Origin of the sequence: Streptomyces sp. APSN-46.1 (assembly GCF_022815725.1) — a bacterium.
Taxonomy (GTDB): Bacteria; Actinomycetota; Actinomycetes; order Streptomycetales; family Streptomycetaceae; genus Streptomyces.
Genome location: NZ_JALGRF010000010.1, coordinates 175,170 through 193,154, shown reverse-complemented (window position 1 = coordinate 193,154; position 17,985 = coordinate 175,170). Strand labels below are relative to the sequence as shown.

Below are 17,985 nucleotides of genomic sequence, written 5' to 3'. Positions count from 1 at the left end.
GGCTATGCCGTCCGGCTCTTGTTCCCTCTGACGGCCTTGTACGCCATGTCGCCCAGTCCGACGATCAGGACGGCTCCGGCGAGCTGCAGCAGATGCCGGATCCAGTCGATACCCCTGGTGTCCTCCACGCCGATCCACCCCGAGACGGCGTTGCCGAGGAGGGCGCCAACGATGCCGAAGAGCGTGGTGAGCCAGAGGGGCTGGTGCTGCTTGCCGGGCAGGACGGCCCGGGCTATGAGGCCCAGCACGAAACCGACGATGATCGCCCACAACCATTGCATGTCGAGCCTCCTCGTGGCGCGTTGTGCGCAGTGCGCTCAGTCTCGGGCCGGCCGGTCCACCGCGCATGTCGGGCGGCCATTCGGGCGACACCCCCTCTCCTGCCCTCCGGGGAGGCGGCGTACGGTGGATGCGTCCGGGCCGGGGAGTGTCCGGCAGACGAATCGGGTGGTGGAGCGTGCAGCGGACGAAGCGGAACGGGGCCGAGGTCTTCCGGATCACCGGGGCGCGGATGGGTCTCGCGGAGGACGTGCGCGGGCGGCAGCGCCGGTACGTGATCTCGATGGGGATCCGGACCCTGTCGGTCATCGCCACGGTGCTCCTGTGGAACGTGGAACGCCATGTGGCGATCGTGACGCTCGTCGCGGGCGCGCTGCTGCCCTACGTGGCCGTGGTCATCGCCAACGCGGGCCGCGAGTCGACGCCCTCGCTGCCCTCCCATTTCATGCCCGCGCCGGTGCGTCCGGCGCTGGGCGCGGGAAACCTCAAGAAAAGCTCAGATCAATCATGAAGTTCCGGTGCACCGCACCGGGTCCTGCGTGACATACTGCCTACGCGCTCCGCATCCCCCGTCGGAGCGACGGACCGACGCCGGGCAGCTCCCCCCGTGGCTGCTCGGCGTCGCCCTTCCGTTTGTAGGGTTGAGGCTGTGAACTCCCCTGATACGGATGCGAACGCCTCCGAGAGCCCCGACGCCGCTCCCACCTGCTCCGCCAAGGGCTGCCGTGACACGGCGGTCTGGGTCCTGGCGTGGAACAACCCGAAGCTGCACACGCCGGAGCGGCGCAAGACCTGGCTGGCGTGCGAGGAGCACCGCGAGCACCTCTCCCAGTTCCTGGGGGTGCGCGGCTTCCTCAAGGACGTCGTGGAGCTCGACCAGTGGGTACAGCCGGAGGGCTCGGAGCGGCCGTAGCCGTCCGAGCCCTCCATACGGCCGGCCGGCCGCATACAGCTAGCCGCCGATCGCCGACATCGGGCGGTCGGGCTGCGTGAAGGACGGTTCGTCGAGGCCGGACCCGGCCTTCTTGCCCCACATCGCGACCTTCCACAGCCGGGCGATCTCCTCGTCCGGGGCGCCCGAGCGCAGGGCGCCGCGCAGGTCCGACTCCTCGGTGGCGAAGAGGCACGTACGGACCTGCCCGTCGGCGGTGAGCCGGGTGCGGTCGCAGGCGCTGCAGAACGGGCGGGTGACCGAGGCGATGACGCCGACGGTGGCCGGGCCGCCGTCGACGACCCAGCGCTCGGCGGGGGCGGAGCCGCGCTCGGCGGCGCCTTCCTCGGTGAGCGTGAAGCGGGTGCGCAGGGATTCCAGGATGTCCCCGGCGGTGATCATGCCGTCGCGCTTCCAGCCGTGCTGGGCGTCGAGCGGCATCTGCTCGATGAAGCGGAGCTCGTACTCGTTCTCCACGGCCCAGGCGAGCAGGTCGGGGGCCTCGTCGTCGTTGAGGCCGGGCATCAGGACGGCATTGACCTTGACGGGGGTCAGGCCGGCCTCGCGGGCCGCGGCCATGCCGTCGATGACGTCGTGGTGGCGGTCGCGGCGGGTGAGGGTCTTGAAGACCTCGGGCCGCAGGGTGTCCAGGGAGACGTTCACCCGGTCCAGGCCGGCGGCCTTGAGCGCCTGTGCGGTGCGCTTGAGGCCGATGCCGTTGGTGGTGAGCGACATCTTCGGGCGGGGCTCCAGGGCCGCGCACCGCTCGACGATCCCGACGAGGCCGGGGCGCAGCAGCGGCTCGCCGCCGGTGAAGCGGACGTCGGTGATGCCGAGCCGGGTGACCGCTATGCGGATCAGCCGGACGATCTCGTCGTCACTGAGCAGATCCGATTTTCCGAGCCACTGCAGACCCTCCTCGGGCATGCAGTACGTACAGCGCAGATTGCACCGGTCGGTGAGTGAGACGCGCAGGTCAGTGGCCACGCGGCCGTAGGTGTCGAGAAGCACTGTGGGCCTCCTCCCCTGTCCGGTTCCATCGAGGTTCACGCGGGCATCAGGTGGACGTCTGCGCTGGTTTCGAGCCTACGCGACGGTTGTTACATGTAGTGGTGCCCGAATGAACGAGACGTGACGCGGCCGCGTCGTAGAGAAGTACGACGCGGCCACGCTGGGTGTCAGTGGGCGCCGACTCCCGTGAGCGACCTGACCTCCAGTTCCGCGAACTTGTCGGGGTCGGCCTTCTCCTTGGACAGGACGGTTCCCAGCCAGCCGAGGAGGAAGCCGAGCGGGATGGAGATGATGCCGGGGTTCTCCAGGGGGAACCAGTAGAAGTCGGCGTCCTTGAACATCGAGGTGGGCTTCCCGGAGACGACCGGGGAGAAGAGCACCAGGACGACCGAGGAGACCAGGCCGCCGTAGATGGACCACAGCGCGCCCCGGGTGGTGAAGCGCTTCCAGAAGAGGCTGTAGAGGATCGTCGGCAGGTTGGCGGAGGCGGCGACCGCGAAGGCGAGGGCGACGAGGCCGGCCACGTTGAGGTCGCGGGCGAGGGCTCCGAGGCCGATGGCGACGGCGCCGATGACCACGGTGGACCAGCGGGCGGCCCGGACCTCCTCCTTCTCGGTGGCCTGGCCCTTGCGGATCACGTTCACGTAGATGTCGTGCGCGAAGGACGACGAGGAGGCCAGGGTGAGGCCCGCGACGACCGCGAGGATGGTGGCGAAGGCTACGGCGGAGATCACGGCGAGCAGGATCGCGCCGCCGGTGGAGTCGGGTCCGCCGCCGACGGCCTGGGCCAGCAGTGGGGCCGCGGTGTTGCCGGCCTTGTTGGAGGCGATGATGTCGGCCCGCTTGAGCAGGGCCGCGGCCCCGAAGCCGAGGGCGATCGTCATCAGGTAGAAGCCGCCGATGATGCCGATGGCCCAGTTCACGGACTTACGGGCGGCCTTCGCGGTGGGCACCGTGTAGAAGCGGATCAGGATGTGCGGCAGGCCGGCGGTGCCCAGGACCAGGGCGAGGCCGAGGGAGATGAAGTCCAGCTTGGTCGTGGAGTCCTTGCCGTACTTCAGACCGGGCTCCAGGAACTTGGCGCCCTGGCCGCTGTTCTCGGCGGCCTTCCCCAGCAGGTCGGAGATGTTGAAGTCGAACTTCAGCAGCACCAGGAAGGTGATCAGCAGGGCGCCCGCGATGAGCAGGACGGCCTTGACCATCTGGACCCAGGTGGTGCCCTTCATGCCGCCGATGGTCACGTAGACGATCATCAGGACGCCGACCAGGGCGACGATGGCCACCTTGCCGCCGTCGCTGGTGATGCCGAGGAGCAGCGAGACGAGCACCCCGGCGCCGGCCATCTGGGCCAGCAGGTAGAAGATCGAGACCACGATGGTGGAGGTGCCCGCTGCGGTCCGGACGGGCCGCTGGCGCATCCGGTACGCGAGGACGTCGCCCATCGTGTAGCGGCCGGAGTTGCGCAGCGGCTCGGCGACGAGCAGCAGGGCCACCAGCCAGGCCACGAGGAAGCCGACGGAGTAGAGGAAGCCGTCGTAGCCGAAGAGGGCGATGGCTCCGGCGATGCCGAGGAAGGACGCGGCGGACATGTAGTCGCCGGAGATGGCGAGGCCGTTCTGGAAGCCGGTGAACTGGCGGCCGCCCGCGTAGAAGTCGGCGGCGTCCTTGGTCTGGCGGCCGGCCCAGACCGTGATGACGAGGGTGGCGACGACGAAGAGCCCGAACAGGGTGATGATCAGCGGGCGGTGCTCGGAGGCGCCGGCGGCGAGGGTCGTCGCGAGGGGGAGGGTCGGGAGGGTGTTGCTCATGCGCCGGCCTCCATCCGCGCCTTGATCGCGTCGGCCTTCGGGTCGAGCCGGGCGGCGGCGTGCCGGGAGTACAGCCAGGCGATCAGGAACGTCGTCGCGAACTGGGCGACGCCGAGCGCGAGGGCGACGTTGATGTTGCCGAAGAGCTTGGTCCCCATGAAGTCGCCCGCGTAGTTGGACAACAGGACGTAGAGCAGATACCAGGCGATGAAGGCCACGGTGAGCGGGAAGGCGAACGAGCGGTGGGACGTCCGCAGTTCGGCGAAGTCGGCGCTCTGCTGGACGCTCCTGAACTCTTCGGCCGTGTGGCTCGCCACGGATGTTCCCGCGCTGCCCTGGGGCGGCGCTGCTTCGGTGGTCACGGGGGGCTCTCCTTGTGACGCGGGTGCGGTGGGGACGACGGACAAAACAACCTCCGTGTGGGGGGACGGCGGTGCTGATCCCCCCTGTCAACGGCACGGCCGGCGTGTCGCGACGGTTCAACACCCGCTGATTCTTTGAAAACTGATTTCTCGAACTGATGGCGCAAAGGCGAATGTCGGCACTAGGTTCACCTGTCATGAACCCGTCGTCCTGCGCAATCGCGCGCGGACGGCCTTTTTTACGGATGATGTGGAGAACCCATGGCTCATCTGGGATCCGGCCGCCGGCGTCGTCTCGCCGTACCGGTCGGCCTGGCGCTCACCGCCTCGCTCGCCTTCCTGCCCTCGGTCGCGGCCTCCGCCGCCCCGCTGGGCAACACGGCGGACGCGACGACCGCGGCGAAGCCCGACACCACCGGCCCCAAGCTCTCGTACGTCGCGAACCTGAACACGTACGCCACGGTGACGGCCGCGCAGAAGGCCATCGAGCGGGCCGGTGGAACGGTCGTGACGTCCTATGAGCAGATCGGGGTCGTCGTCGCACACTCCCAGAACCCGGACTTCGCCAAGCAGCTGCGCGCCCAGCGCGGCCTGTTCGTGTCGGTGGGCGCCACCCGGACGGCCCCGCTGTCGCCGGTGCAGACCACCGAAGAGGGCACGACGCAGACGCTGAGCGAGGCGGACGCCGCCAAGTCGGCGGCGGAGGCCGCGACGGGCGAGGAGCCGCTGGAGCCCAACCAGTGGGACCTGCGGGCGATCAAGGCGGACCAGGCTCACAAGATCAACGATGGCAGCCAGGACGTCACGGTGGGCGTCATCGACACGGGCGTGGACGACACCCACCCCGATCTGGCGCCGAACTTCTCCGCGAGCCAGTCCGCCAACTGCGTCGGCGGTGTCGCGGACACCTCCGAGGGCGCCTGGCGCCCGTACGCGGACGGCAGCGACCACGGCACGCACGTGGCCGGCACCATCGCGGCCGCGCGCAACGGCGTCGGCATCAGCGGCGTGGCGCCCGGCGTCAAGGTCGCGGGCATCAAGGTGAGCGAGCCCGGGACCAGCCTCTTCTACACCGAGGCGGTCGTCTGCGGCTTCATGTTCGCCGCCGAGAAGGGGATCGAGGTGACCAACAACAGCTACTACGTCGACCCGTGGCTCTACAACTGCAAGTCGGACGACGACCAGAAGGCGCTGGTGGAGGCCCTCTCCCGGGCGACGAAGTACGCCGAGCGCAAGGGCGTGCTCCACGTGGCCTCGGCCGGCAACTCCAACCACGACCTGGCCGCGGACTCGATCCTGGACGACAGCAGCCCGAACGACACCACCCCGGTGCCGCGCACCATCGACCCCAAGGTCTGCCTGGACATGCCCACCCAGCTGCCGGGTGTGGTCACGGTGAGCGCGACCGGTGACAAGGGCTTCAAGTCGTACTACTCCAGCTACGGCCTGGGTGTCGTCGACGTCGCGGCCCCCGGCGGCGACAAGTACCAGGTCCCGGGCACCCCGGACGCCAACGGCCGCGTGCTGTCGACCGTCCCGGGCGGCGGCTACGGCTACAAGCAGGGCACCTCGATGGCCGGCCCGCACGTCGCGGGCGTCGCGGCCCTGCTGAAGAGCGCGCACCCGTACGCGACGCCTTCGCAGCTCCAGGCGATGCTGAAGGGCCAGGCCACGAAGGTGGCCTGCCCCGAGAAGGTCTACGACAACACCGGCGCGCTGATCGACGCCACCACCTGCAACAGCAAGTGGGGCCAGACCGGCTACTACGGCTACGGCGTGGTCGACGCGCTGAAGGCCGTGAACTAACCGCACGGACGTACCGGGCGTACCGGACGTACGACGTACCGAGGGGCCGCGGGGGAACATCTCCCCGCGGCCCCTCGGCCGTTCCCGCCGCCGCGCGGGGTCAGGCCTTGATGAGCACCTTCAGCGCGCTGCGGTCGTCCATCGCCCGGTACCCCTCGGGGACCTCCTCCAGGGACACGGCGCGGTCGAACACCGGCGACGGGTCGATGGCGCCGCTCAGGACGTCCTCCAGCAGCTCGGGGATGTACGCGCGCACCGGGGCCACGCCGCCGCGCAGGGTGATGTTGCGGTCGAACATCACCCCGAGGTCCAGGCCGGTTCCGCTGCCGTGCGGGACACCGACGTAGCCGATGGCGCCGCCGTCGCGGGTGATGTTCACGGCGGTCCGCATGGACACCTCGGTGCCGACGGCCTCGATGACGCAGTGCGCGCCCTGGCCGCCGGTCAGCTCGCGGACGGCCGCCTCGGCGGCCTCGCCGCGCTCGGCGACGACGTCGGTGGCCCCGAAGAGCTTCGCTATGTCCGTACGGACGGTGTGGCGGCCCAGTGCGATGATCCGCTCGGCGCCGAGCCGCTTGGCGGCGAGGACGCCGCACAGGCCCACCGCGCCGTCACCGACGACCGCGACCGTGGAGCCCTTGCGGACCCCCGCGCCCAGCGCCGCGTGGTGCCCGGTGCCCATGACGTCGGAGAGCGCGAGCAGCCCGGTCAGCAGGTGCTCGTCGGTGGCGGCCTCGGCGGGCAGCTTCACGAGGGTGCCGTCGGCGTGCGGGACCCGGACGGCCTCGCCCTGGCCGCCGTCGTGGCCGACCGAGCCCCAGAACCCGCCGTGCGCGCAGGAGGTGTACAGGCCCTCGGAGCAGTAGTCGCAGGTGCCGTCGGACCACATGAACGGGGCGACGACGAGGTCGCCGGCGCGCAGGCCGGACACCGCGGAGCCGGTCTCCTCGACGATGCCGAGGAACTCGTGGCCGATGCGCTGGCCCGGCTGGCGCGCGGCCTCGCCACGGTAGGCCCACAGGTCGCTGCCGCAGATGCAGGCGCGCAGGACGCGGACGACGGCGTCCTCGGGGCGCTGGATCGCGGCGTCGGGCACCTCCTCCACGCGGATGTCGTGCGGGGCGTGGATGACGGTGGCGCGCATGGTGGTGCAGTCCTCCGGCTCGGGGATGGTTCAGTCTTGTACGACTGGCCGACCTACCGTACGCCGGTTTCCGGATCCGGACGCCCGAGGGCCCCGGTGGCCAGCAGGTACTGGGCCGCCAGGTAGGTGGCCATGATCCAGAAGTCCGGCCGGGGCAGCTGCGGCCACTCGGCGACCCCGGTGGCGATGAGCGTGTCGGAGAGCAGGAACAGTGCCCCGCCGACGCCGGCGCGCACGCCGAGGGCGCTGGAGCGGTAGGCCATGGCGGTGAGCAGCAGGCTGTAGCCGGCGACGGGGACGCGCAGGTCGGCCGGGAGGTCTCCCCAGAGCAGGGCGACGGTACCGACGAGTGCCACGGCGTACGCGGCCCCGAGCGCGGGGTGCGTCCCGCGGCGGCCGAAGAGCACGAGGTAGCAGACGTGCCCGGCGGCGAAGGAGCCCATGCCGACGAGGAAGGCGGGCTCGGCGTCGAAGAGCAGGGCCAGGTCCCCGCCCCAGCCGAACAGCAGGGCCGCGATCAGCGGGCGGGGGGCCCGGCGGACGATCATGCCGGCGACGAGCAGCGGCATCAGCAGCGGCTTGGCGATGACGTGTCCGAGGTGCCAGCCGGCCAGCAGCGAGCCGAGGTCGAGGGCGGCGGCCGCGGCGAAGGCGGCCAGCAGCACCCCGGCGGCGGGCGCCGCGTCGGCGGGTACCGGGCGGGCCCAGGTGGGCGTACGGGACTCGGCGGCACTCACGCGGCGTGCTCGGCGGTCGCGGGGGCGGTCGCGGGGGCGGCGCCGGCCGGGGCGTTGGCCGGGGCCTCGCCGGTGGCCCCGGCCGGTGTCGGCGCGGGCTGCCAGCCGGGGCCGCGGAAGACGCGCCCGGCGCGCTCGCGCCAGCCGGAGGCACGGCGTACGTCCCGGGCGATGGCGGCGTACTCGTGCGTGGCCACGCGCAGCGGGTTGTAGGTGCTGATGTTCTTGGTCAGACCGTAGACGGGCTTCTCCCCCTCGCCCACCCAGGAGCCGAACATGCGGTCCCAGACGATCAGGATCCCGCCGAAGTTGCGGTCCAGGTAGCCGCCTTGGGAGGCGTGGTGGACGCGGTGGTGGGAGGGGGTGTTGAAGGCGTACTCGAAGGGGCGCGCCAGCTTGCCGACGCGCTCGGTGTGGATCCAGAACTGGTAGACGAGGTTGACGGAGTAACAGAAGGCGATGGCGGCCGGGTGCACGCCGAGGGCGATCATCGGCAGGTAGAACGGCCAGGAGGTGGCGCTGGTCCAGGGCTGGCGCAGCGCGGTGGTGAAGTTGAACTTGCGGCTGCTGTGGTGGACGACGTGGCAGGCCCACAGGATGCGGATCACGTGGTGTCCGCGGTGCTGCCAGTAGTAGAGGAAGTCCTGTACGAGCAGCATCAGCGGGATGGTCCACCACAGCACCGGCACCCGCAGCGGGGTGAGTTCGTAGAGCGCGGTGTAGACGGCGACGATCGGGATCTTCCAGAGGAAGTCGAAGACGAGGCTGCCGAGTCCCATGCCGACGCTGGTGACGGCGTCCTTGGCCTCGTATCCGGCGGCGTCCTCGTCGGGGTGGATCCGGTAGCTCACCAGCTCGATGACGGTGAGCAGAACGAAGGCGGGTATGGACCACAGCACGACATCGGGCAGGTTCGGCATGCCCGCACCATAGAGGCGGTTTCCGGGGTGCCGCTAGGGGTTGTTACCGATCGGTATCCATCGATGTTACCGACGGTTCGCGCCCCCGCCCTCCCGGTCGGCGTGAGCGGGAGGGCGGGGCTCGATGGAACGGCTGCGCTACCAGACGCGGACCGAGCCGCCACGGGCGAAGGCCGGGCTGGTGGCGTGCGGCGGGACCTCCGTCAGGGGCTCGGCGATCTCCGGGACCAGGGGGCCGTGCTTGGCGGCGAGCGCGTCCAGGAGCGGGAGGTCGAAGCCGTACACGCGGGCCGCGTTGCCGCCGACCATCGCGGCGACCTCCTCTCGCGGGAGGCCCGCGTAGGCGATGCGGAGGCCTTCGCGGGAGAAGGGGGTGGTGCCCTCGTCGTGGGGGTAGTCACTGCCCCACATGATCTTGTCGAGGCCGATCCGGTGCCGCAGCGGGACCTCGTGCGGGCGCATGAAGCTCGCCCCCACGAAGCAGTTGTCCCGCCAGACCTCACTGGGGCCCTTGCCCATCGAATCGGCCAGGCCCGCCCCGAACTTGGACTCGGCCGTGGCCGAGGCCGCGACCAGCCGGCCGTGGTAGTAGTCCAGCATCTCCATCACCCCCGGGATCCAGCCGGAGCCCTGCTCGGTCAGGACCAGCTTCAGGCCGGGGTGGCGGCGGAAGGTCCCGCCGAAGATCAGGTGCCACAGGGCGCGGTGGGAGAACCAGGTGGTCTCCACCATGAACACCGCCCGGGCCGCCGGTTCTTCGCCGAGCGGCGGGGATGCCGAGCCGCCGTGGTGGTTGACCGGGACGTCCAGCTCGTCGCACACCGCCCAGATGGGGTCGTACGCGGCGGAGTAGAGCTCGGGAATCCCGCTGCCGGGCGGGGCGCCCGGGAGCAGGACGCCTCCCGTGAGGCCGGCGTCGCGCGTGCGGCGGATCTCGCGCACCGCCTCGTCCACGTCGTTCAGCAGGATCTGGGCCACCCCCGCCCGTCGGCCCGGGGCGTCCGCGCAGAAGTCCGCGAGCCACCGGTTGTGGGCCCGCAGCCCCGCCCAGCGCAGGGCGAACTCCTCGCGGGAGGGCGCCGGGGCCATCAGGGAGGCGCTCGGGAAGAACGGCGGGATGGTGTTCGGGAAGAGGACCTCGGCCACGATGCCGTCCGCCTCCAGTTCCGCCAGCCGGCGCGCGGAGTTCCAGTTGCGGTCCGCCGTGTCCGCGAGGAGGTCCTCGTACGGGTTCACGTACGAGGACGCCCAGGCGTCGAACTCCTCGTGGTGCCGCTTCTCCAGGTACGGCTTGTAGTCCAGCAGGTCCGCGCCCGCGTGGCAGTCCGCCGAGATCACCGTGTAGCGGTCCTCGGACGTCACGACGACACCCCCAGCGACGGGAAGTCGTGGTCCGTCAGCCAGTGCCGGCCCACCTCGCGGGAGCGGGCCCAGGAAGCCTCCACCGCCGCCTGGTCCGCAGGCTGGCCCAGCTCCGCCGGCGTCGGACCGATCCGGCGGGCGATCGGGGCCAGCTTCCCCGTGTCGAAGCCGAAGACCTCCGCCGCCGCCAGGCCCAGCATCCGCCGGGTCTCCTCGACCGGGATGTCGTGGAAGGTGTTCCGCAGCCAGTTGCGGGTGTCGGGCCAAGTCCCCTCGGGGTGCGGGAAGTCCGAGCCCCACAAGATGTTGTCCACGCCGATCTCGTAGCGCTGCGCCAGCTCGCGCCGCTTGGTGTTCGTGGCGCAGATGAACACCTGGCGGTCCAGGTACTCGCTCGGCGGGCGCTTCAGCTCCGCGAACGGGGACAGCTTCTTGCCGCCGTGGGCGCCGAGGTAGAGCCGGTCCATGAACCACAGCTGGTTCGGCAGCCACCAGCAGCCCGATTCGGCGATGCCGAACCTCAGTCCCGGGTGCCGCTCGAAGACGCCGGACCAGAGGAGGAACCACAGCGGGCGGGCCGGCCACCAGGTGACCTCGGAGACGTAGATGCCGAGGTGGTCTCCGTACTCGTGGCGCGGGGCGGCGCCCGAGTGCGTGACGACCGGCATCCCCGTCTCGGCCGCCGCCGCCCACACGGGGTCGTAGCGGCGGTCGTGGTAGGGCGCCCGGTCCACCCACATCGAGGGGATCATCAGCGCGCCGAGCCCGGATTCCCTGGCCCGGTGGATCTCGGCGACCACCTTCGCCGGCTCGCCCGTGATGGGCAGCAGGGCGACTCCGCAGTGGCGTTCGGGATGCTCGCCGACGAACTCCGCCAGCCACCGGTTGTGCGCCTGCGCGCCCGCCATGCCCAGCTCGGGGTCCTGGTCGCCGGAGAGCCCCAGACCCACCCCGAAGGGGGCGGCGGTCTGGCTGTCCACGGCGTCCGCGTCGGGGAAGTCGACCTCGGCGGCCACCCCGTCGCCGTCGAGTTCCTTCAGGCGCCGGCCCGTGTCCCAGCCGCCCTTGAGGCCTTCCTCGTGGTCGTGGAACCACTTCTGGGCGAAGGCCTCGTTGCGGACCCCGAGGCGGGTGGCCTCCTCGCGCCGGGCGTCGCGCTGGCCGAGGAACTCGTCGAACTGGGGGTGGAAGCGGGAGTCGAGGTAGGGGCGGTACCGCTCGGTGGGCAGGCCCGCGTGGCAGTCGGAGGAGATGATCAGGTACGGGTCTTCGTACGCGTTCTCGTTCGCGTTCTCGTTCTCGTACGGGTCCTTCTTCGCACTCACGACGACGCTCCTCAGTCGAGGATGAAGCTTTCCAGGTAGGCGGGGTTGGCGCGGTCGAGCATCGACTGCGACCGGGCGCGGATCTGCCGGTCGCTGTGCTCGCTCGCCGGGAGCATCCAGAAGCGGTCGGCGCGGATGCCGTCGAGGACGTGCTCGGCGACCTCCTCGACCGGGGTGAATTCCACCTCGTGGCCGGCCTGCCGCATCGCGGCCTCGTACTGGTCGAGGCTGCGGTACGGGGTTCTGCGCGGCCGCTCCTTCGCGTACCGCTCAGGCCGGTTGCGGTGCGACTCCCACAGCCCGGTGCGCAGCATGTGCGGCCCGGGGAAGAGGACGGAGGCGCCGATGTCCACGCCCTCCGCCTTGAGGTGCGCGTACAGGGACTCGGTCATGGTGACCACGGCCGCCTTGGTGACGGCGTACACGGAGGCGGTGGGCAGCGGGGCGATGCCGCCGTCGCCGGAGGAGGTGTTGACGACGTGGCCCGGGGCGCCGCCCTCGATCATGCGGGGGACGAAGGCCTGGATGCCGTGGAAGACGCCCCAGACGTTGACGGAGAAGGCCCACTTCCAGTCGTTGGGCTCGTGCTCCCACATCCGCCCCTCGGCCCCGGAGCCGACGCCCGCGTTGTTGCAGAGCACGTGGACGGCGCCGAAGGTGTCGTAGGCGGCGTCCGCGAGGGAGACGACGGAGTCGCGGTCGCTGACGTCCACGACCTGGGCGAGCACCTGGGCCCCGTCCGCCGTCAGCTCGTCGGCGGCCTTGCGCAGGGCGCCTTCCTCCACGTCCGCGAGGACGACCTGCAGCCCTTCGGCGGCGAAGCGGCGGGCCATGGCGAGGCCGATGCCGCTGGCGGCGCCGGTGACGACGGCCACCTGTCCCGGTTCGAGCCGCATCTCAGACACTCCCCTTTGTCCCCTTTGTGCTTCCCGGCGGGGGCGCGTCCAGGATCTGGAGGGGGTCGTCGTAGCGCTGGTGGATGTACGGGAGCAGGGCCTGGGCGCTGACCCGCTCGACGGCCCGGCCCTTCTGGTCGGTGGTCTTCTCGCCGATGGTGATCTCCACGATCCGGCGTACGGGAAGGTCGGCGACGGGGTCGAACATCGACTCGCGCAGGACGATGTCACCGGTGACGTGCTCCAGCTTGCGGACCTTCTCGTTGCGGACGCAGTGCACGAGCACCGGGTCGCCGTCGAAGCCCGAACCGTCCACGGCCGGAAGGAACTTGAAGTAGAAGTCGGTCTTGGCGGTGGGCTCGGGCAGCGGCAGCTCGCGGTCCACCGCCCCGCGTACCTCCACGAAGGCGATCCCGTGCCGGGCGAGTGCGGCCCGTACGACGAGTCCCTCGCGCTCCACCGTGACCTCGCCCAGCTTCTTCGGCTCGCCGAAGACCTCGCGGCCACCGATCAGGGCGCGCTCGTGGGTCATCGGCATGACCAGCGGGTACCAGCCCTCGACCCCGCCGTGGCGGGCGGCGACGGCCACCGAGCCGGCGCCGAGCGGGTAGCCGGGCAGATCGACCTTGCTGATGTTGGCCCGCACCAGGGGCTGTTCGGCGGGCTTGAGCGGTGGCGGCAGGACCGCCGCGATCACGTCCGGGTCGCTCTCCCAGACGGCCACCACACCGGTGGACCAGATGTCGGGGAGCTTGGCGCTCTTCTCGCGCGAGGCCGCGATCTCCGCCTCGGTGCGCGCTCCGTACCGGATGCGTGCCATGGGTGTACCACCCTTCGTTGGGGTCAGCCCCGGGGGCTCTGTAACAGAGTTACACCGCTGCCGATGAAGGGTAAAGACCCCCGCACACACGAGAACTGACGGATCGACAGATGGGTGGTGGAATGGGATGGCCCGAAGCGCGCTGACCCGCGCGGAGGTGCTGGAGGCGGCCGCGTCCCTGGTCAAGCAGCACGGCCCGGCCGCCCTCACCATGCGCAAACTCGCCGCCGAGCTGGGTACCGCCGTCACGTCCATCTACTGGCACGTCGGCAACCGCGAATCGCTGCTCGACGCCCTCGTGGAACGGACCGTCCAGGACATGGGGGCGATCGGGCCGGCCGGGCGCACCCCCGCCGAGCGGATCCTCTCCGTGGCCCGGATCCTCCGCCGCGAACTGCGCGAGCGGCCGCACCTGATCGCGATGGTCCACGAGCGCGGGCTCACCGAGCGCATGTTCCTGCCCGCCCAACAGGCCCTGGTCCACGAGGTGCACGCGGCCGGGCTGCGCGGGGCCCGGGCCGCGGACGCGGTGCGCGCAGTCCAGTTCCAGATCGTCGGCTTCCTGCTCGTGGAGCGCAACCGTGAGCGCTCCCCCGCCCAGTCCCCCGCCGAGGGCGAGCTCTGGGACCCGGCAACCGCCCCCGACGACCCGGAACTGGCCCGCGCGCTGGCCCGCCCGGCGGATCCGGAGCGGCTGTTCCTGCTGTCCGTACGCGCGCTCGTACAGGCCCTGCTGACACCGTCCGCGCCGCCGCGATGAACCGGCGGGCCCCGGGTGTCAGTCCGGGCCGATATCCTCTGTGACCATGCTCGACGACCGTACGACCGCAGAGACGATGTGGCCGACCGCGTACCCCCAGGGGTACGCGGTCGTCGACGTGGAGACCACTGGGCTCGCTCGCGACGACCGGATAGTCTCCGCCGCCGTCTACCGGCTCGACGCGCAGGGCAATGTGGAGGACCACTGGTACACGCTGGTCAACCCGCAGCGGGACCCGGGCCCGGTGTGGATCCACGGCCTGACCAGCGACATGCTCCAGGACGCGCCGCTCTTCAAGGACATCGCCGAGGAGTTCGCCGGCCGGCTCGCGGACCGGGTGCTGGTCGCGCACAACGCCATCTTCGACTGGCAGATGATCGCCCGCGAGTACGCCCGGGCCGAGGAGACCGCGCCGGTCCGGCAGCGGCTGTGCACCATCGCCCTGTCGAAGGAACTGAACCTTCCGCTGCCCAACCACAAGCTGGAGTCGCTCGCCGCGCACTTCGGCGTCGTCCAGCAGCGCGCCCACCACGCGCTCGACGACGCCCGGGTCCTGGCGGAGGCGTTCCGCCCGTCGCTGCACGCCGCCGCGCGGGACGGCGTACGGCTGCCCCTGCTGGAGTGCCGGGCGCTGACGGAGTGGTCGGACTCCCCCGTCGCACCGCGCGTCGGGTACCAGAGCTCGTACCGGGGCGGCAGCTGGCGGCCCTCGCGCAAGCGCCCGCCGTGCCCGCACCCCAACCCGGGGCGGTTCGTGGACGGCAAGCCGCTGAAGCAGGGCATGCGGATCGCCTTCTCCGGCGACACCTCGGTGGACCGGGAACTCCTGGAGGACCGCGCGGTCGAGGCGGGCCTGCACGTCGCGACGAGTGTGTCGAGGCTCACCAGCCTGCTCGTGACGAACGACCCCGACTCGGTGACGTCGAAGACGGTCAAGGCGAAGTCCTTCGGAACACCGGTCGTCGACGAGGCGGCCTTCACCCAGCTGTTGCGGGACGTGGCTGCGGCAGACGGGTGACCGTCGGGCGACTCGCCCGGCAACCCCTTTCGCCGCCCGGCCCTCGGGTCCCACCCTGTGGCGCATGGCACGTTGTGAGGTCTGCGGAAACGATTACGGCATGTCCTTCGAGGTGCACGCGCAGGGCGCCGTGCACGTCTTCGACTGCTTCTCCTGCGCCATTCACCGCATGGCGCCCCTCTGCGAGCACTGCCGGGTCCAGATCATCGGACAGGGCGTCGAGGTCGAAGGCCAGTGGTTCTGCGGAGGGCACTGCGCCCGCGCGGAAGGGAAGGTGGGCATCGTCGACCACGTCTGACTCTCCCTGCCCCCGGCCGCGGGGGTCTTCGCGGCTGGGGGTACCGTCGTGGGCGTGTACCGCTTTGTGCTGACCCGGCAGTGGGTGTGCCTCACCCTCGTCGCCCTCGCGCTCATCCCCGTGATGATCAAGCTGGGGTTCTGGCAGTTCCACCGCCATGAGCACCGGGTCGCGCAGAACGGACTGATCGCGGCGAACCTGCGCGCGCAGCCGGTCCCCATGACCGAGGTCACCTCCCCCGGACACGTCGTCCCGCGCGCCGACTACTGGCGCTCCGTGACCGCCACCGGCACGTACGACTCCGCGCACGAGGTCGTCGTCCGTATGCGCACCTCGAACGACGACAAGGTCGGCTTCCACGTCGTGACCCCGCTGGTGCTGGCCGACGGCCGGGTCCTCCTGGTCAACCGGGGCTGGGTGGCGGGCGGCGGCGACCCGCGCGCGTATCCGCCGGTGCCCGCCGCGCCCTCGGGCGAGGTGACGGTCACCGGGCGGCTGAAGGCCGACGAGACGAGCGGCGGCAGCGGGATCAAGGAGCGCACGGGCCTGCCGGACCGTCAGGTGATGCTGATCAACAGCGAGCGGCAGGCGGAGTATCTGGGCAAGCCCGTACTCGGCGGCTACCTGGAGCTCACCGCGCCGGTCCCGGCGGACGGCAGCCCCGAGGTGGTCGCCGAGCCCGACCACGACTCGATCGGCCCGCACATGGCGTACGCCGTGCAGTGGTGGCTGTTCGCGGCGGCGGTGCCGGTGGGGTGGGTGATCCTCGTACGGCGGGAGAAGCGCGACCGCGAGGCGGCGGCCGCGGCCGCGTCCCGGGAAGCCGCGGATCCGGACTTCCCGGAGCGGGAGCCGGCACCCACCGCGTAGCGTGTCGGGCATGGATCTTGGACTGAAGGACCGTGTGTACGTCGTCACCGGAGCCACGCGGGGTCTGGGCTTCGCCTCGGCGCGCGAACTGACGGCCGACGGCGCGAAGGTCGTCGTGACGGGCCGGGACGCGGCGCGTGCGGCCGAGGTGGCGGCCGCGCTGGGCCCGAACGCGGTGGGCGTGGCGGCGGACAACGCCGACCCGGCGGCGGCGCCGGCGCTCATCGCCACCGCGAAGGAACGCTTCGGCCGCTTCGACGGCATTCTGATCAGCGTCGGCGGCCCGGCCCCGGGTGCGGCGGCGGACAATACCGACGAGCAGTGGACGGCCGCGTTCGAGTCGGTCTTCCTGGGCGCGGTCCGGCTGGCGCGGGCGGCGGCCGCCGAGCTGGGCGAGGGCGGGGTCATCGGCTTCGTCCTGTCGGGCTCGGTCCACGAGCCGATCCCGGGCCTGCCCATCTCCAACGGCCTGCGGCCCGGGCTGGCGGGGTTCGCGAAGTCCCTGTCGGTGGACCTGGGCCCGCGCGGGATCCGGGTGGTGGGACTGCTGCCGGCGCGGATCGACACGGACCGGGTGCGCGAACTCGACGCCCTGTCCGGCGACGCGGCGGCCGCCCGGGCGGCGAACGAATCCGGCATCCCGCTGCGGCGGTACGGCACCCCGGAGGAGTTCGGCCGAGCGGCGGCGTTCCTCCTGTCCCCCGCGGCGTCGTACCTCACGGGCCTGATGCTCCCCGTAGACGGCGGCTCCCGCCACGGCTTCTGACCCCACCCGACGACCCCGCCGGCGCCTGACCCACGCCGTCGCGCGGGAACCCCGGGTCCCCGGCCCGAACCGCACGGCGGGCAGCGCCCGGGATCCGTCGCCACAGCCGCCATCGCGCTCGGCGCGGAGTCCGGCCCCAGCCGGGCCGCGCGGCGGGCCCCGGGTCCAGCTCGGCGCGCTCGGCGCGGAGCCCGGCCCCAGCCGGGCGGCGGGCCCCGGGTCCCGCTCGGCGCGTCCGGCCCCAGCCGGGCCGCGCGGCGGGTTCGGGCTCCCCGTCCGGACCGCCGGCGCGGCCCCGGTGGGGCGGGTTGGCTACGACACGCGTTGGGCGCGGTGGGATGTGACCTGGAGGCGGGCCTCCGTGGGGAGGTCCTGGAGGCCCGCCGAGGTGCGGGCGTGGTTCAGCACCGGGCCGGCCAGCGCGGCCATCGCATCGGCCGGCACCGCGTGCGGCTCAAGCTCCAGCGCGACCCGCAGGGTCGGTGCCCCCCGCCGCCCCCGCAGCGCGACCTTGCACCCCGCGACCCCGTCGAGCGCGCCCGCCTCCGCCGCCACCGCGGCCTCCAGCGCCCGCCCCCGCAACAGCGCGAACGCCCCGTCGCCCGTGTCCACCACCACCGCCGCCAGCCGCGGGCGCCGCAGTTGCGCCAGTAGCCACCACAGCGCCAGCACCACGCACACCCCCAGCCCCGCGAGCACCGCCCACCACACCCAGCCCTCGGCATGTCCGTACCGCCCCCTGGCCTCCGCCGTCAGCAGCGGCTCGTGCCGCCCGCCCAGCGGCCGCGACGCGGTCAACACCACGACCCCCGCCGCCAGCAGGAGCACCCCGAAGACCCCGAGCAGGGCCCGGTTCACGATCCCGAGCATCC

Annotated in this window: 20 protein-coding genes; 8 read left to right on the top strand and 12 right to left on the bottom strand. The window is 71.8% G+C overall.

Features of this window, described 5'->3' with window-relative positions:
* Nucleotides 1-2: 2 nt before the first annotated feature.
* Entirely contained in the window at nt 3-281 is a 279-nt protein-coding gene (locus MTF65_RS23975) for a GlsB/YeaQ/YmgE family stress response membrane protein (protein WP_243630981.1), read from the bottom strand.
* A gap of 128 nt (nt 282-409) precedes the next feature.
* On the opposite strand from MTF65_RS23975, the gene MTF65_RS23970 reads away from it, so the two are divergent.
* Both MTF65_RS23970 and MTF65_RS23965 read left to right on the top strand, forming a co-directional pair.
* The gene (locus tag MTF65_RS23970; RefSeq protein WP_243630980.1) at nt 410-790 is read left to right on the top strand and encodes a DUF3099 domain-containing protein; all 381 of its coding nucleotides are present in this window, start codon (nt 410-412) and stop codon (nt 788-790) included.
* A gap of 138 nt (nt 791-928) precedes the next feature.
* Nucleotides 929-1,192, top strand: a complete 264-nt coding sequence (locus tag MTF65_RS23965; RefSeq protein ID WP_243630979.1) for a hypothetical protein — start codon at nt 929-931, stop codon at nt 1,190-1,192.
* A 39-nt stretch (nt 1,193-1,231) separates the two neighbouring features.
* On the opposite strand, the gene moaA is transcribed toward MTF65_RS23965, so the two are convergent.
* The 3 genes from moaA to MTF65_RS23950 form a co-directional block, all read right to left on the bottom strand.
* The gene (gene moaA, locus MTF65_RS23960) at nt 1,232-2,221 is read right to left on the bottom strand and encodes a GTP 3',8-cyclase MoaA (protein ID WP_243630978.1); all 990 of its coding nucleotides are present in this window, start codon (nt 2,219-2,221) and stop codon (nt 1,232-1,234) included.
* Nucleotides 2,222-2,388: 167 nt separating this feature from the next.
* On the bottom strand, nt 2,389-4,029 hold the full coding sequence (locus tag MTF65_RS23955; protein WP_243630977.1) for a cation acetate symporter: 1,641 nt from the start codon (nt 4,027-4,029) through the stop codon (nt 2,389-2,391).
* A complete protein-coding gene (locus MTF65_RS23950) occupies nt 4,026-4,391 on the bottom strand; it encodes a DUF485 domain-containing protein (protein WP_243630976.1) in 366 nt (121 codons plus the stop codon). Before MTF65_RS23950 ends, MTF65_RS23955 begins: the two co-directional genes overlap by 4 nt.
* A 261-nt stretch (nt 4,392-4,652) precedes the next feature.
* On the opposite strand from MTF65_RS23950, the gene MTF65_RS23945 reads away from it, so the two are divergent.
* A complete protein-coding gene (locus MTF65_RS23945; protein ID WP_243630975.1) occupies nt 4,653-6,197 on the top strand; it encodes a S8 family serine peptidase in 1,545 nt (514 codons plus the stop codon).
* Nucleotides 6,198-6,297: 100 nt separating this feature from the next.
* On the opposite strand, the gene MTF65_RS23940 is transcribed toward MTF65_RS23945, so the two are convergent.
* The 7 genes from MTF65_RS23940 to MTF65_RS23910 all read right to left on the bottom strand — a co-directional run bounded on the left by MTF65_RS23940 (nt 6,298) and on the right by MTF65_RS23910 (nt 13,401).
* Nucleotides 6,298-7,341, bottom strand: a complete 1,044-nt coding sequence (locus MTF65_RS23940; RefSeq protein ID WP_243630974.1) for a zinc-dependent alcohol dehydrogenase family protein — start codon at nt 7,339-7,341, stop codon at nt 6,298-6,300.
* A gap of 53 nt (nt 7,342-7,394) precedes the next feature.
* A complete protein-coding gene (locus MTF65_RS23935) occupies nt 7,395-8,078 on the bottom strand; it encodes a lysoplasmalogenase (protein ID WP_243630973.1) in 684 nt (227 codons plus the stop codon).
* Nucleotides 8,075-8,998 carry a sterol desaturase family protein gene (locus MTF65_RS23930; RefSeq protein ID WP_243630972.1) on the bottom strand — a complete coding sequence of 308 codons (924 nt, stop codon included), beginning with the start codon at nt 8,996-8,998 and terminating at the stop codon, nt 8,075-8,077. The genes MTF65_RS23935 and MTF65_RS23930 overlap by 4 nt, the downstream gene beginning before the upstream one ends.
* 138 nt (nt 8,999-9,136) lie before the next feature.
* Nucleotides 9,137-10,360: an amidohydrolase family protein gene (locus MTF65_RS23925; RefSeq protein ID WP_243630971.1), complete on the bottom strand. Its 1,224-nt coding sequence runs from the start codon at nt 10,358-10,360 to the stop codon at nt 9,137-9,139.
* Complete coding sequence (locus MTF65_RS23920) at nt 10,357-11,685, bottom strand: amidohydrolase family protein (RefSeq protein WP_243630970.1); 1,329 nt, start codon at nt 11,683-11,685, stop codon at nt 10,357-10,359. Before MTF65_RS23920 ends, MTF65_RS23925 begins: the two co-directional genes overlap by 4 nt.
* 11 nt (nt 11,686-11,696) lie before the next feature.
* Complete coding sequence (locus MTF65_RS23915; RefSeq protein ID WP_243630969.1) at nt 11,697-12,581, bottom strand: SDR family NAD(P)-dependent oxidoreductase; 885 nt, start codon at nt 12,579-12,581, stop codon at nt 11,697-11,699.
* Nucleotide 12,582: 1 nt separating this feature from the next.
* Nucleotides 12,583-13,401, bottom strand: a complete 819-nt coding sequence (locus MTF65_RS23910) for an acetoacetate decarboxylase family protein (protein WP_243630968.1) — start codon at nt 13,399-13,401, stop codon at nt 12,583-12,585.
* A gap of 127 nt (nt 13,402-13,528) precedes the next feature.
* On the opposite strand from MTF65_RS23910, the gene MTF65_RS23905 reads away from it, so the two are divergent.
* The 5 genes from MTF65_RS23905 (at nt 13,529) to MTF65_RS23885 (ending at nt 17,113) form a co-directional block, all read left to right on the top strand.
* Nucleotides 13,529-14,161 carry a TetR/AcrR family transcriptional regulator gene (locus tag MTF65_RS23905; RefSeq protein ID WP_243630967.1) on the top strand — a complete coding sequence of 211 codons (633 nt, stop codon included), beginning with the start codon at nt 13,529-13,531 and terminating at the stop codon, nt 14,159-14,161.
* Between the two features lie 46 nt (nt 14,162-14,207).
* The gene (locus MTF65_RS23900; protein WP_279399444.1) at nt 14,208-15,179 is read left to right on the top strand and encodes a DEDDh family exonuclease; all 972 of its coding nucleotides are present in this window, start codon (nt 14,208-14,210) and stop codon (nt 15,177-15,179) included.
* 64 nt (nt 15,180-15,243) lie between these two features.
* Nucleotides 15,244-15,477, top strand: a complete 234-nt coding sequence (locus MTF65_RS23895; RefSeq protein WP_243630965.1) for a hypothetical protein — start codon at nt 15,244-15,246, stop codon at nt 15,475-15,477.
* A 54-nt stretch (nt 15,478-15,531) separates the two neighbouring features.
* Nucleotides 15,532-16,347: an SURF1 family protein gene (locus MTF65_RS23890; protein WP_243630964.1), complete on the top strand. Its 816-nt coding sequence runs from the start codon at nt 15,532-15,534 to the stop codon at nt 16,345-16,347.
* Nucleotides 16,348-16,357: 10 nt separating this feature from the next.
* Nucleotides 16,358-17,113 carry an SDR family oxidoreductase gene (locus tag MTF65_RS23885; RefSeq protein ID WP_243630963.1) on the top strand — a complete coding sequence of 252 codons (756 nt, stop codon included), beginning with the start codon at nt 16,358-16,360 and terminating at the stop codon, nt 17,111-17,113.
* A gap of 312 nt (nt 17,114-17,425) precedes the next feature.
* On the opposite strand, the gene amaP is transcribed toward MTF65_RS23885, so the two are convergent.
* A complete protein-coding gene (gene amaP / locus MTF65_RS23880) occupies nt 17,426-17,983 on the bottom strand; it encodes an alkaline shock response membrane anchor protein AmaP (protein WP_243630962.1) in 558 nt (185 codons plus the stop codon).
* Nucleotides 17,984-17,985: the final 2 nt, after the last annotated feature.